The following is a 14,979-nucleotide window of genomic DNA, read 5'->3' as shown; positions in this document are numbered from 1 at the left end:
AAGTAAATACAATCTGTAAATAATCTATCCAATGTCTTTTTTATTCGGTTATTTTGTTTCTTTTTGGCGAGGGCCGCCAGGCAAGCTGGCGGAGGCACCCTTTAATATCTAATTTATGAAAAACGGTTTAACGGGTCCAAATGAAATATTTCCCTTCCAAGCAATGAATGAGCACCAAAATTCACTTAAGCTTCATATATCCTGGCATCCACGACCACATGCAGCACTCCTGGAGAGTATTTTTTTATCCTCCTGAGCCCCAGTATCTCCACTTTTTTCCCCAGGGTTTCGGTGGCTTCCCTGATCCTCGCTTCAGGCCTTTCTTCCGCAAGCTTTTCGGGTACTGTTTCGTGGTAATGCAAAATCCCCCCGCTTTTCTTGAGAGCATTTATTGCCGGGAGCAGGTAGTGGTGTGTTGTTCTCACATAGCCCATGAGAACCCTGTCGGCTTCTCCCCCGGGAGCGACCTCGGCGCAGTCCCCCCTGAGGGGAAAGATGATGTCTTCGACGTGGTTCAACCTTATGTTTTCTTTAAGGTAGGAAAAGGACTCGGGGTTTATTTCAATCGAGTAGATTTTTTCCGGCCGCGTATGGACTGCCATGGGAATTGAAAAGTAGCCTATTCCCGCAAACATGTCCACTACAACTTCTCCCTGCCCGAGTTTGCTCATCCGCTTTCTCTCGTCCAGGTTGCCTTTGGAGTACATCACTTTCGTTACGTCCTGCTTGAAGAGGCAGCCGTGTTCCTTGTGGATGGTTTCCGTGGAGGTTCCGAGGAGAAGTTCCCTTTTCGGCTGGCGGAACTGCCCTTCGATTCCCATGTCCCTGACTACGCTTTTGCATTTCGGGTACATGGTAAGGAGGGCTTTTGCAATAGGATTTTTTTTGCCTTCAAGGATTTCGGGGATGCTGACGATGATAATGTCTCCGAGGACATGCCAGCTGGAGGGGACATGTTCAAGCTCTGTTTCGCTTAAGGTGTCTGCGAGGTATTCTTTCAGGGATGCAGGCTTTTTCAGGAATTCGGGGTTTTTCTGGTTGATGATGGAAAAGTCCCTAATCCTGTCGCCTGCGGCTTCCGTTATCGGGATTTCCAGGAAAGTTCCTTCTTCTGTCCGGACTTTCCGGATTTTTCGGGTTTGGTCGAGAAGCCCTGAGGCTAAAACCTTCAGGCGGGTTTCTTCTCCCTTTTCGACCGGAACACGGATGGCTCTGTACATAGGAATGAATAGGATATCAGGCATCTGATTAATGTTTTTTGTTAGCATATTATTCTTCAAATTATTTACATAAGAATACATATATAATTGTGAATCTATATCTCTCCTATATTTCCATAAAACTTCTGGCTGGAGGACTATTCGGGAGCGAGCGATGGGGCGATGACAACTTCCGCAGTCAGTGGGAACTCTAGATTTCAGGTTGAGTTTCTTTATTTTTTGCTTTTTTCTTATTCTATTCACCGGGGGGGTTTGGTCAAATAATCATATGCGAATGTGGTGAACTGGTGGGAAGGGAAACATTTAAAGATTATATTAAAACTTCGGCAAATCCTTCCACCAGAACTATCGGTCACGGGACTTGTGGGGTTATCTTCAACTTTGTTGATGAAAAAAAGCCAAAGAAATATTCTTCCAGAAAAGAGCTGAAAATTCTGGCGGCGAGGTTTGCGGAAAAAAATCTGCCTCCTGAAAATGTAGCTAAGTTTCTGCTTGAGGTGGATCGGCTCAAGTCGAGGGGCAACCTCCCGGATTCTGAAATCCTAATAAAGGCTTACCGGGAAGTTCTGGAAATAAATGCCGGAAGCCTGGCTAATAAGGATGTAGGGGTTTCTGATGTGAGATCAAAATAAAAGCTGAAGGCAGATTCTCCGAGGCCCGTGGATGAGTTCATGGGGCTCTATGTCTCGGAAAATGAAATAAACATCCTCCAGAGAAGTTAGGAATTCGGGAGCAGAACGAATATCTCATCCGGAGCCGGATTAGAGGAAATTGGGGCAATAGGTAAAAAATTAAGGAAAAAAAGAAAGAAAGCCTGATAACTGGCAGGGAACTGAGGCTCCATACTCTCACAACTTAAGGGTATACTTTTCCTTCACATTTCCCCTGGTTAAAAATCATCTTATCGCTCTTGAAGGGTCTGAAATAGGTAAAGAGCCAGGAGAGATAAGATCTCTTATATCCAGCCGTATCAGGGTTGATGAAAAGATAATAAATTTTTTACTGGGATAGGACTCATGTATTTGAACCGAAAAACGGTAGGATTTAATGTTTACTGTACTCTATTTTTACTTCGAGTGTGTATAGTCCGAAGGGAGAAAGTGATGCCTTAAGGTCAATGTGTACCTGAATTTCAGAGAATTTATGATCTGAATTTGAAATTAATGTTGCTCATTATCCAATTGGGGAAATGGTTTGAATTTTAAGACAGCCTCTAAATATTCCATTAAATATTGAACGGAGAAAATGTGGTGATAGAGTTGAAAGAACATTTGTTCAGGTGGAACGAATACCTCATGCAACACAAACCAACGTCATCAGACTTCACCCCTACTCATGAAAAACCTTTGGTATGTCACCTCCATGGCTGCTATGAAATACCAGCGTCACTGGTTCTAACAGAGGATGTTTCTGAGGCCCAAAAAGAAAAAGCTCAGAAATATCCGGATCGCTATTTTGCGGATCTTTATATCCAGGTATACTGGCAAGATTGCCGCGAATTTGCCGCAGAATTGAGAACGCGATGGGAGGCTTTCAATGGTGGTACCTGAATTCCAGGCTTACGTGGGCCCTCGACCTTTTGAACAGGAAGATAAACCCATTTTTTTCGGAAGAGACCGTGAAGCTCGCGATCTCCTTTCCCTGGTCATTGCACATAATCTGGTCCTCGTCTATGCCCAGTCGGGTGCAGGTAAGACTTCACTTATCAATGCAGGGCTTATTCCTCTCCTTGAGGAAAACCAGTTTGAAGTTTTCCCGGTGGCGCGAGTTAAAGGCACAATTTTTGAAAATATAGGAACTGACGAGATTTCGAACATATATGTCTTTAATACTCTCACAAGCTGGGCTGAAGGTGCGTATGATGTTGAGCTCCTGGCTAAAATGAAATTTGTTGATTTTTTAAATGGACAGGGGCGTATGCAGGATAAAGATGGTATGCCTTTACCCCGCGTAATCATCTTCGATCAGTTCGAGGAAATCTTCTCTTCATATCAGGGCAGGTGGAAAGATAGGGAGGTTTTCTTTGATCAGGTAAGTGCTGCTTTGAAAGCAGATCCCCTTCTAAGGGTTGTTTTTGTCATGCGGGAGGATTTCATAGCTCGGCTAGACCCTTATGCATATCTTCTGCCCGAAAGGTTGCGGACGCGTTTTCGCATGGAGCGTCTGCGCAGTGAGGCTGCCCAGCTGGCAATCAAAGAGCCTTTGAAAGACACTGGCCGCTTTTTTGCAGAAGGCGTGGCAGAAAAGCTTGTCGATGATTTGCTGAAGATTCGAGTTGAGACAATCCCGGGGGAGACCGCTGAGGTCACAGGAGAATACATAGAGGCCGTGCAACTTCAGGTAGTATGCCAGAACCTCTGGCGGGAGTTACCGCCGGATGAAAGGGAAATAACGTTTCAGCACCTGAAAACCTATGGCAATGTAAAACAGGAACTTTACAGATTTTACGAAGAGGCTATAAGGGCAGCTGCAGCGAAGGCAGGCATTGACGAGGAGGGGCTACGCACATTATGCGGTGAAGTGCTGATAACGGCGATGGAGACTCGAGGGATGGTGTACCGCGCTCCGGAGTCCACTTTAGGTGTTCCCAATACAGCCATTGATGTGCTTGAAAGCATGCACCTTATCAGAGCAGAGTGGCGGGCAGGTGCGCGCTGGTATGAACTGACACACGACAGGTTTATCGAACCTATACTATCTTCTAACAAGGTTTTTAATGATGAACTGGCAGAGAAAAAAAGGGAAGAGAAGGAACGAGCAGAGAAAGAGCGGCTGGAGAGAGAATGGGCTGAAAAAGAACGGGTGGCAGAGAAAAAGCGGGCTGAAAAAGAAAGGATACTGCGCCGCAAAATTAAAAGAATTGGAGTCTATTCCCTTATTTTTCTTCTTCTAGCTGGATTTGCAGCCTTTCAATGGATTAACTCCGAAGAACAGGCAAAAATAGCTAATGAAGAGAAACAGCATGCTGAAGAACAGACAAAAATAGCCGAGATGCAGAAACAGCGTGCTGAAGAACAGACAATAATAGCTAATGAGGAGAAACAGCGTGCTGATGAACAGACAATAATAGCTAATGAGGAGAAACAGCATGCTGAAGAACAGGCAAAAATAGCTGAAGAACAAGCAAAAATAGCTGAGGAGGAGAAACAGCTTGCTGAAGAACAGAGAAAAAAAGCCAGTAGTGCGAAACGGCGTGCTAAAGAAAAGGAGAGAGAAGCTTTTGCTTTAAGTTTAAATACACCAGCCATTAAGTTCCTAAAATTTTATGATACTCGAGATATAGGTATTCTTATTGCTATCGAATCATTTCGAATTAGTAGAACATCGGAGGCTGAACAGTTAATACGTTACGGGCTATCATTCATACCTCATAAAGTTGTTGTTCTGAACCATAATGGTTCGATAAATAATGTTGTCTTCAGTCCTGATGGAAGATATATCGCAACTGCGAGTGCTGACAACACATCACGCGTATGGGATGCAGCTACAGGTACAATTTCTGTTCTGAACCATAATGGTTCGATAAATAATGTTGTCTTCAGTCCAGATGAAAGATATATCGCAACTGCGAGTGCTGACAACACATCACGCGTATGGGATGCAGCTACAGGTAAATCAGTTTCTGTTCTGAACCATACTAGTTCGGTGAATAATGTCGTATTAAGTCCTGATGGAAAATACGTAGCTACAATAAATTCGGACTTGAAAGCAAGTTTATGGAACGCATTCACAGGTGAAGGAACTGATGTTCCGAACCATTATAATTATGTTTATAATGCTGTATTCAGTCCTGATGGAAAATACGTCATGTGGGCTACAGTGAGTTTGGACCCAATGGGTCTGGACCCGAAGAGTTTGGACTGGAAAGCAAGTTTATGGGACGCATCTACAGGGGAAGAAACTGCTGTTCTGAATCATACTGATCTGGTGTATAATGCTGTCTTCAGTCCTGATGGAAAATACGTAGCTACAATGAGTTGCCCAATGAGCTTGGAAGCAATGAATTTGGACACAACGAATTTGGACTACACAAGTTTGAACTGCACAGCACGTTTGTGGAACGCATCTACAGGGGAAGAAATTGCTGTTCTGTACCATAATGGTTCGATAAATAATGCTGTATTCAGTCCTGATGGAAAATATATTGCAACGGTGAGTAATGGCTACACAGCAAAGGTATGGGATGTATCTACAGGCAATGAAAATTTCACTCTGAACCATAATGGTTGGGTAAATGATGTTGTCTTCAGTCCTGATGGAAAATATATTGCTACGGCGAGTGCAGATAACACAGCACGCGTATGGAATGTATCTACAGGTGAAGAAATTCTTCCTCCTTTGGAACACAATGGTTGGGTAAATGATGTTGTTTTCAGTCCTGATGGAAATTATATTGCTACGGCGAGTGATGACTCCACAGCACGCATATGGGATGCAGATACAGGTAAAGTAATTTATATTCTATATCATAATGATTTGGTAAATAATGTTGTTTTCAGTCCTGATGGAAAATATGTCGCTACGGCAAGTGCTGACAATACATCACGCATTGTATCTACAGACACTTCTACTCTCAACCATAATGATTGGGTAAATGATGTTGTCTTCAGTCCTGATGGAAAATATGTCGCTACGGCGAGTGCTGACAACACATCACGCATATGGAATGTATCTACAGGTAAATCAGTTCTTGTTCTCGACCATTATGGTTGTGTAAATGATGTTAATTTTAGTTCTGATGGAAAATATGTCGCTACGGCAAGTGCTGACAACACAGCATGTGTATGGAACGTATCTACAGGTGAAGAAATTTCTGTTCTGAACCATACTAGTCCAGTGTATAAAACGGTATTCAGTCCTGACGGAAGATATATCGCAACGGCAAGTGAGGATAATACTGCTGGTGTATGGGATGCAGCTACAGGTAAACTAGTTTCTGTTCTGGACAATAGCCTTGGGGTGTATGATATTGTCTTCAGTCCTGATGGAAAATATGTTGCTACAGCGAGTTGGGGATATGTTGACAATACAGCACGCGTATGGAATGCATCTACAGGTAAAGAAACTGCTGTTCTGAATAATCATAATAGTTGTGTAAATAATGTTGTCTTCAGTCCTTGTGGAAAATACATCGCTACAGCTAGTGATGACTCCACAGCACGCATATGGAACGCATCTACAGGTGAAGAAACTGCTGTTCTGAACCACACTAGTCCGGTGTATAAAGCTGTATTCAGTCCTGATGGAAAATATGTCGCTACAGCGAGTCGTAACTATACAGCATGCTTATGGAATGCAGATACAGGTAAAGAAATTTGTGACCCTCTGGAACATTATGGTTCGGTAATTGATGTTGTCTTCAGTCCTGATGGAAAATGTGTCGCTACAGCGAGTCTTGACTATACAGCATGCGTATGGAATGTATCTACAGGTGAACAAATTTCTGTTCTGGAACATAATTGTAATATAGTAAATGATGTTGTCTTCAGTCCTGATGGAAAATATATCGCAACGACAAATGATTACACCGCAAGATTGTGGAGAATATGTGATACAGAGGAGCTTATAAACGAATCCAGCAGTCGTTTAACTCGGAACATACCGGAAGATATATGGTGTAAGTGTATGGGTGATGAGTCTTATCGCGAGACATTTCCAAATTTGCCATAATAAAAACTAACAGGGACAAAAATTCTCGGGCTCTTCGCTGTTTCGAGTGGGTAGCTTTCATTAATCCCCTAAATGTTAAAGTACATCTCTAAAATTTACAAACATTTGCTATTGAAAAATAACATTCAGGCTTGATGTTTCTCTTTTAGTCCTTGTTACTTTCTAACTAAGCAATTATTTTCAATCCATTCAAAACAACTATTCTTTTTATCTGTAATTCTGACGTCTTTTTCTTATCAATTCAATAACCATTCTCTCTATATTAATAAGTATATTTTAATTATTCAATAAAAATGCCACTTATGTAATAAACATTCCAAGTTTTGATTTTCTATGACACGCCTTGTAAAATTTACTCTGGAAGACGGCAGCACTGTATTAATAGAAGCAGAAGAGACTGAAGAGGAAGGGGAAACGGTTCGTGTTTCACGTCCATCTGCACCTCATGAGATTGTGGATATCACAAATCAGACATTTGAAGAATCGCTTGGTATTATTGTAAAGCCGGTTGCAAATACTATACTTGATAGGCTAAAAGACCTCAGTAAGAAACCGGAAGAAGTTCGAGTTTCTTTTGGCATTTCAATGGATTTAAAAGCCGGTATGTTTATAGCAGCGGGTACGGGTGCTAACTTTAATGTGACTTTGACCTGGAAGAGTTGAAAAAGGGAAGAATTGAAAACGTTTCCATTCCGTGCCCTGATTTTTAATCTGCTTCTAAAATAATGGACCGGTTCAACGAGTGGGGAGAATAAAAACTGGAAAAATTGAGAAGAAAATTTAACTTTGTGGAGGGTGTTAGTAATGCCAAAGATGCTGGGAGAGAAGGATTGGGACCTTCTTCTTCGGAGAATCAAGAATGGGAAGTGTACTCCTTTTCTTGGATCTGGGACATGTTCTGAAAATATTTCTGTTAGTTCCCAGATTGCAAATGAATGGGCAGAAGAGTACGACTACCCAATGGAAGACTCGGATGACTTGACACGGGTGGCTCAGTTTGTGGCTGTGACTGAAGAAGACGAGATGTTTCCAAGGGATGAAATTTGTAATGAAATCACTAAACTGTCAGAAGAAGTCACACCAACATACTTCGAAACTCCTGATGAAATTCACGGAGTGCTGGCCGATCTCCCACTGCCAGTTTATATTACCACAACTTACGATGACCTTATGGTGCGGGCTCTTAAAAGCCGTAACAAAGAACCAATCCAGGAAATATGTCGGTGGAATGAATACCTCGTGCAACGCAAACCGACGTCATCAGACTTCGACCCCACTCCTGAAAAACCTTTAGTATTTCATCTTCACGGCTACTATAAAAAACCAGAGTCGCTGGTTTTAACAGAGGACGACTATCTGGACTTCCTTGTTGCCATTTCAATGGAACAAAACCTGCTTCCTCCGCGTATTCAGGAGGCATTTACAGGCACATCTCTTCTTCTTCTAGGCTACAAGATAACTGATTGGGATTTCCGTGTTCTTTCCCGGATTCTTGCCGGATACTTAGGAAGAAGTATTGGTAGAAAGCACATATCCGTGCAGCTTGTGCCAGGGAATGTTCCTGATACTCAAAGAGAAAATGTTCAGAAATATCTGGATCGTTATTTTGAAAATCTTCGTATCCAGGTATACTGGCACGATTGCCACGAATTTGCCGCAGAATTGAAAACAAGATGGGAGGCTTTCAATCGTGCTACCATAAAAAAAGAGGCCGATACGGCAAATATTGACCGGCTTAAAAAGGAGTATAAGCGACCAGGTCAGGCAAAAGAAGAAGCCGATAAGGTTTCGATACTCTTCTTAGCAGCCGATCCCACTGATGCATCTCGCCTGCGGCTTGGTGAAGAATTTCGTGAGATCAAAGAAAAACTGAAATTGGCCAGACTTCGGGATAACTTTATGTTAGAATTGCCACAGTTGTCGGTTCGCCCATCAGATATATCCCAGGCTTTGCTCGATGCACGGCCTCAAATAGTCCATTTTTCCGGTCATGGCACACCTACCGGTGCGTTGTGCTTTGAGGATCTGGCAGGGAAAACCCACCCAATCGAGCCTGATGCGTTGGCTGCATTGTTTGAACAATTTAGCGGTCAGGTGAATTGTGTAATATTGAACGCTTGTTACGCAGAGATTCAGGCAAAAGCCATCGCTAAACACATCAAATATGTCATTGGCATGAACCAGGCAATCGGCGATGAAGCTGCTATCGCCTTCGCTATTGGTTTTTACCAGGCATTAGGAGGAGGGCGTAGCATTGAAGATGCATATAGATTTGGGTGTGTACAAATCCAACTACATGGTATTCCAGGGCATCTAACGCCGGTTTTAATCTATCAACGATAAAGTTTATGTCACGGCTAGAAAAGTAAGTGAAAAATTCAAGGAAAAAATGAAAATTGTCTTTGATGAGTATTTGAGGAAATGGAATTATAGAGCAATTCCATAAGTGAAAGCTTGAAGTTGTATTTCAATTATTCCTAAAACATTCGATATTCGATGATGAATTTCAAAATTCTTTTTATAGCACCCCGCAGGTCATAATTGAAACCTCTTTTTGATTACTACAGGTTATTTGTTTTCCCATTCCCTGTGATCTAAAATTATTGTAAAGCTTCAGGAGGTACTATCTTGAGTAAACTACGCATAGCAACCTTTAACCTGGAAAACCTTGACGATAAGCCCGTCCAGAAGCCGACACTGGAAGAACGCATTTCCGTAATTCGCACGCAACTGCTCCGGCTCAATGCCGACATCCTCTGCCTTCAGGAGGTCAACGGGCAGGAAGAGGCAGGGCACCCTCGCCGACTGCTGGCTCTGGACTCCCTTCTCCGGGATACCCCATATGCAGGTTTCCACAGGGTATCTACTATGACCGGAGATGGGGCAGAGGTCTGTGATGAACGCAATCTTGTAATCTTAAGCCGCTATGAGATTCAGGAGCACCACCAGTACAGGCACTATTATGCTCCTGCCCCGCATTACAGGATAGTAACAGCGGAGACGACCGGAGGGGAAGAACAAAAAGCCAAAAAAGTAAGCTGGGAGAGGCCGATCCTTCATGCCCGGGTCAGCTTTGGGGACCGGACACTTGACGTCATCAACCTCCATTTAAAGTCAAGGTTACCCACGGACATAGAGGGCCAGAAGCTGGACCGGTTCACCTGGAAGACTGCCTCCGGCTGGGCCGAGGGCTTCTTCCTTTCTTCCGTGAAAAGAGTCGGGCAGGCCCTGGAAACCCGGATGCTGATTGATTAGCTATTCGATGAAGACGAAGCCGCCTGGATCGTAGTTTGCGGGGACTTCAATGCGGACTTCGATGAGGTGCCTGTGGAAGCCCCGGGGGCAGGTAGAAAATACTGGCAACGGTGGGCTGGCAAAGCGTGTCATGCTGCCATGTGAAATGAGCATCTCCGAATCCGCCCGTTTTTCGCTTTACCACCGGGGAAGGGGGAGGATGCTTGACCACCTGCTGGTGTCGAGAAGCATGCTGGCGCACTATAAGGGTTCTGAGGTGCATAATGAGCTGCTGCACGACGAATCGATCGCTTTTGCGACAGAAAAGAAGTTTCCGGAATCTGACCATGCGCCGGTGATTGCGGAATTCGAACTGTCTGATTTCGGTTAATTAAGCTCCCCGGAAGATTTTGCATATCTTGTTTGGATGATCCTTTGCCTGAGAGTCTGGAACCGGATTGAGGGATGAAGTTTGTCAATAGGAATCTTGTCAATAAGAAGTTTGTCAATGGTTTTTTAATCCCGATTATATTTTTTCTCAGGCTTCAGTGTTTTTTTGAAACCTTGACTCCGTATCAAATAAGGAATACCATTTTCGAATGGCCTGTCTTCTGCTTTTCTTTTTACCTTTTACATTTCAAAATTATATTCGTAATCTATTTTTCATTTTCTGTAATTTATTCAGTTACCTTGCTCCGAATTTATTTTTCTGCTACACTAAATACTGGTTATTTTCATATTGCCAATATAAAAATTCATAAAAATCATTCGTTTCGTGTTTTGTATGGGACGTGATGGAATCCTATTCATATCCCTCTAATCCAGAGGCCATTATTGACCATATAGAGTGTCTTGAGATCGAATTGAATGAGGTTAAGGAAGAAGTGAGGTGTCTAAAGGCTAGTTACTGATGGTTTGCGGGGGGTAGTCACTGAAAACCACAAGCATAAGAATCTCAACATTTACAAACACTGGATTGTGCTCGGTTTTCAATATTAATTAATAACTCATTCAAAAGGTCCAATTCCTTCCTATAATAAATTATAATTTCATAATGTGGGGGTTATACTTTGACGGAGATAGAGGCTTCTTTGGATAATTATTGCCGCAGTTACGAAACGGTGGTTAAGGACATCCTCGAAGGCATGGATGAGGGTTTCAACGAGGGGCTCAGGGAAGGGATAAAGAAGGGATTCGTAGCCGGTGTCAGTGAGTCCAGGACTGCGGGATTCGATAATCTCGATGTGAAATGCCTGGAGAGGATTCTGGAAAATGCCTGCGAGATCGCTTCAGACGAGGCTGTCTGCATCGCGATTAAGCAGACCGTCAGTAACGAATACAGGGCGAAGATTGGCCCTTCTTTTAAGCAGAAAATGGAGAAGGCATGTAATAAGGCAGTCGAGGAAATAAGGGATGCTGATATCGAGCTGGATAAAAGGTCTGCCTCTGAGTTAAAAGGCTGTGTCGACGCTTCGGCTAAAACGATTAAAGTGTGTGTTGGGGATGCCTGTGGAAGTATGAGAAAAAATTTCCCTACCGACGTGGTATTTAGAAGCTTTTTCGACTGCCTGCAGGATGAGTTCAACAAGGACCTGAATAAGAATCTAAAAGTGTGTGAGGAAAGGATCTGCAAAGAGATTGATTGTAAACTCGATAACAAAAGGGTTGATCATGAGTGACATTAAACCGGATGTAAAGGTTAGTGTAAAAGTTTTCACCCAGACTGCTGTCAGCAATGTAGTCAGGGAGTCAACCAAGAAACTGATGAAAAGCCTAACAGAAAGCCAGAAAAAGATATTCGAAGCCAAGATTAAAAATATGTCAGATGATCAGCTGGAACAATATTTTGAGAACGATCCTTACTTTAAAAATGCACTGGAAAATACTATAAAGTCGGTTAATGATACCCCACAGGAAAATGTTTCTGAGTCCTGGACGGAGAATTTACAGTCGGTTTATGAGGCTACTTATAGTAAGGACTTGACAAAGATCTTATTCTGGCCAGCTCCTAGAGTGATCCTGGCGGTCGTAGTTTGTATAGCACTATTGGCCATGGTCGGCTTTTCCATGGTAAGTTATGATGTAAACCCCGATCCAGTCAGCCCGATCTCCCCTGGAAAAAGTATAGATTCAAATATTGATTCAATAACATTTCTTGATGCAATAACCGTTCTCGAACAAAGAAAAATAATAACAGTTCCCAAACAAGGAAAAATAATATCAATTCCCGAACAAACAGAAATACCTGTCGCAAATTTCAGTATCAATGTCACCGATGGTTATGTTCCCTTTCCTGTACAGTTTACAGATCTATCTGAAAATGCAACAGGATGGAATTGGGACTTTGGAGACGGAACGAATACAACCTGGAAGAATACAACCTGGAAGAATACAACCTGGAAGAATACAACGCATACTTACTCTACAGCAGGAAACTATACCGTTAACCTGACAGTATCCAATGCAAACGGTACAGATTCAAAACTTGCCAACATAACCGTTCAGAAACCGCCTCCGCCTCCGCCTCCTTCCGTCCTTCCTGTTGCAAATTTCATCAGCAATGTCACGCAGGGTAATCCTCTTTCTGTGCAGTTTACAGACCTATCTGAAAATGCAACAGAATGGAACTGGGACTTTGGAGACAAAGCGAATTCACCCGAGCAGAATCCAACGCACACTTACTCTACAGCAGGAAACTATAACGTTACGCTAACTGTAACCAATGGAATATATACAGATTCAAAGAATGCCACAATAACCGTTTCGAAACCTCCTCTGCGTCCTCCGCGTCCTCCGCGTCCTCCGCGTCCTTCCGTCCTTCCTGTTGCAAATTTCATCAGCAATGTCACGCAGGGTAATCCTCTTTCTGTGCAGTTTACAGACCTATCTGAAAATGTAAAAGAATGGAACTGGGACTTTGGAGACAAAGCGAATTCACCCGAGCAGAATCCAACGCACACTTACTCTACAGCAGGAAGCTATAACGTTACGCTAACTGTAACCAATGGAATATATACAGATTCAAAGAATGCCACAATAACCGTTTCGAAACCTCCTCCGCCTCCTTCCGTCCTTCCTGTTTCGAACTTCAGCAGCAATGTCACACAGGGTTATACTCCCCTTTCTGTACAGTTTACAGACCTCTCTGAAAATGCAACAGAATGGAACTGGGACTTTGGAGACAATGCTCCTTCAACCGAGCAGAATCCAATGCATACCTACTCTACAGCAGGAATCTATAACGTTAACCTGACAGCAATCAATAAAAACGGTACAAATTCAACACATGCCACAATAACCGTTCAGAAATTTCCCGACACTTCCGACCCCGACAAGCCATATGCCTTATATATCACTAACTCTGAAAGCAACAACGTCTCTGTAATTAACACCTCCACAAACAATGTTACAGCCACTGTGCCTGTAGGAAACTGTCCCTGGGGAGTTGCAGTCGCACCGGACGGAAAAAAAGTATATGTAGTGAACCACCGGGGCGATAACGTCTCCGTAATTGACACAGCTACAAACAAGGTTATAGCCACGGTGCCTGTCGGCAGCTATCCCTGGGGAGTTGCAATCAGCCAGGCAGGAACAATTGTGTATGTGGCAAACTCTGAAAGCAACAACGTCTCTGTAATTGATACAGCTACAAATAAGGTTATAGCCACGGTGCCTGTCGGCAGCTATCCCTGGGGAGTTGCAGTCAACCAGGCAGGAACAAAGGTATATGTGGCGAACCACCGGAGCGATAACGTCTCTGTAATTGATACAGCCACAAACACTGTTACATCCACGGTGCCTGTCGGCAGCTGTCCTGAGGGAGTTGCAGTCACGCCGGATGGAAAAGAGGTATATGTGGCGAACTCTGAAAGCAACAACGTCTCTGTAATTGATACAGCCACAAGCACTGTTACAGATAATGTGCCTGTTGGAAGCCGTCCCAGGGGGGTTGCAGTCACGCCGGATGGAAAAGAGGTATATGTGGCGAACTATGGCAGCAACAACGTCTCTGTAATTGACACAGCTACAAACACTGTTACAGCCAGGGTGCCTGTCGGCAGCTGTCCTAAAGGAGTTGCAGTCACGCCGGATGGAAAAATGGTATACGTGGCGAACTATAAAAGCAAAAATATCTCTGTAATTGATACAGAAAACAACACTGTAATAGATAATGTTCCTTTAGAAAGCAATCCTATTGCCTTCGGGCAGTTCATAGGCCCACTCCAGTACTGAACGTACTCCCTGTTGCAAATTTCAGTGGCAATGTGACAGGTGGGTCCGTTTTCCTTTCTTACCCTCTTTTTCATTAAATCTAAGTATCTCTTCTGGATCTTTTCTCGGTTTTCAGAACACTCAATTTTTTATTTGTTTTTTGGGCGGTTTTCTGCTTTCATCACTCATGACAGTAACCGAAATATACGAGTAGCTCATAAAATCCATGGGGAGAAAATGATAAGCAGGAGGAGAAAGCAGCTCACCTTAAAGGAGACTCTGAAGAGCTGGCAGTTTCTGGTTTTCGTATCTTTATCGCTTGTCCCGCACCTCCTTTATACGGTTGGGGCGGACTTTGCAGGCATGTTTTCCGTGTATCTCTGCTTCCCGGCAGGGATGGGTTTTTTTGCGCTTTTGCAGCTCTACCTGGTCTTTACTTTTTTCGGGTGGACTTCTCCTCTGGTCTACGTCTCAGCAGTTTTCTTTTCGCTTCTCTGGATTCGAATCGTGCAGAGAGTCGAACTCATTGACAGGTTTCTGGTGGTTGTTTTCTATTTCGTAGTCTTTTTTTCGGTGTGTTGGACGATACTCATGGAGGTTATGCCTCCGGACTGATTGGCTGGCTGACAAAATTGCCGATTTA

11 protein-coding genes and 1 pseudogene are annotated in these 14,979 nt (G+C 43.3%); 11 read left to right on the top strand and 1 reads right to left on the bottom strand.

Features of this window, described 5'->3' with window-relative positions; genetic code table 11:
- Nucleotides 1-185: 185 nt before the first annotated feature.
- Nucleotides 186-1,220 carry a class I SAM-dependent methyltransferase family protein gene (locus MSMTP_RS11250; RefSeq protein WP_048179376.1) on the bottom strand — a complete coding sequence of 345 codons (1,035 nt, stop codon included), beginning with the start codon at nucleotides 1,218-1,220 and terminating at the stop codon, nucleotides 186-188.
- Between the two features lie 287 nt (nucleotides 1,221-1,507).
- Between MSMTP_RS11250 and MSMTP_RS11245 the strand changes: the two genes are divergently transcribed.
- The 11 genes and pseudogenes from MSMTP_RS11245 (at nucleotide 1,508) to MSMTP_RS11200 (ending at nucleotide 14,951) form a co-directional block, all read left to right on the top strand.
- A complete protein-coding gene (locus MSMTP_RS11245) occupies nucleotides 1,508-1,852 on the top strand; it encodes a hypothetical protein (protein WP_231582763.1) in 345 nt (114 codons plus the stop codon).
- Between the two features lie 238 nt (nucleotides 1,853-2,090).
- Nucleotides 2,091-2,231 (top strand): annotated as a pseudogene (locus MSMTP_RS20435) (hypothetical protein); the annotation flags it as partial.
- Between the two features lie 239 nt (nucleotides 2,232-2,470).
- Complete coding sequence (locus MSMTP_RS11240) at nucleotides 2,471-2,770, top strand: hypothetical protein (protein ID WP_048179369.1); 300 nt, start codon at nucleotides 2,471-2,473, stop codon at nucleotides 2,768-2,770.
- Nucleotides 2,757-6,890 (top strand): PQQ-binding-like beta-propeller repeat protein, encoded by a 4,134-nt coding sequence (locus MSMTP_RS18055; RefSeq protein ID WP_052718385.1) that lies wholly within the window; start codon nucleotides 2,757-2,759, stop codon nucleotides 6,888-6,890. The genes MSMTP_RS11240 and MSMTP_RS18055 overlap by 14 nt, the downstream gene beginning before the upstream one ends.
- 333 nt (nucleotides 6,891-7,223) lie before the next feature.
- Nucleotides 7,224-7,553, top strand: a complete 330-nt coding sequence (locus MSMTP_RS18050) for a CU044_2847 family protein (protein ID WP_052718384.1) — start codon at nucleotides 7,224-7,226, stop codon at nucleotides 7,551-7,553.
- 141 nt (nucleotides 7,554-7,694) lie between these two features.
- Nucleotides 7,695-9,233 carry an SIR2 family protein gene (locus MSMTP_RS11225; RefSeq protein ID WP_048179366.1) on the top strand — a complete coding sequence of 513 codons (1,539 nt, stop codon included), beginning with the start codon at nucleotides 7,695-7,697 and terminating at the stop codon, nucleotides 9,231-9,233.
- A gap of 285 nt (nucleotides 9,234-9,518) precedes the next feature.
- Complete coding sequence (locus MSMTP_RS19995) at nucleotides 9,519-10,145, top strand: endonuclease/exonuclease/phosphatase family protein (protein WP_231582762.1); 627 nt, start codon at nucleotides 9,519-9,521, stop codon at nucleotides 10,143-10,145.
- 49 nt (nucleotides 10,146-10,194) lie between these two features.
- Nucleotides 10,195-10,515 (top strand): hypothetical protein, encoded by a 321-nt coding sequence (locus tag MSMTP_RS19990; RefSeq protein ID WP_231582761.1) that lies wholly within the window; start codon nucleotides 10,195-10,197, stop codon nucleotides 10,513-10,515.
- A 679-nt stretch (nucleotides 10,516-11,194) separates the two neighbouring features.
- Complete coding sequence (locus MSMTP_RS11210; RefSeq protein ID WP_048179361.1) at nucleotides 11,195-11,803, top strand: hypothetical protein; 609 nt, start codon at nucleotides 11,195-11,197, stop codon at nucleotides 11,801-11,803.
- A complete protein-coding gene (locus MSMTP_RS19985) occupies nucleotides 11,796-14,357 on the top strand; it encodes a PKD domain-containing protein (RefSeq protein WP_052718383.1) in 2,562 nt (853 codons plus the stop codon). Before MSMTP_RS11210 ends, MSMTP_RS19985 begins: the two co-directional genes overlap by 8 nt.
- A gap of 216 nt (nucleotides 14,358-14,573) precedes the next feature.
- Nucleotides 14,574-14,951 (top strand): hypothetical protein, encoded by a 378-nt coding sequence (locus MSMTP_RS11200; RefSeq protein ID WP_048179359.1) that lies wholly within the window; start codon nucleotides 14,574-14,576, stop codon nucleotides 14,949-14,951.
- Nucleotides 14,952-14,979 lie beyond the last annotated feature (28 nt).

The organism is Methanosarcina sp. MTP4 (assembly GCF_000970045.1).
Classification (GTDB): Archaea; Halobacteriota; Methanosarcinia; order Methanosarcinales; family Methanosarcinaceae; genus MTP4.
Note: the sequence above shows the minus strand (reverse complement) of the source record. Positions and strands in the feature narration are given on the sequence as shown.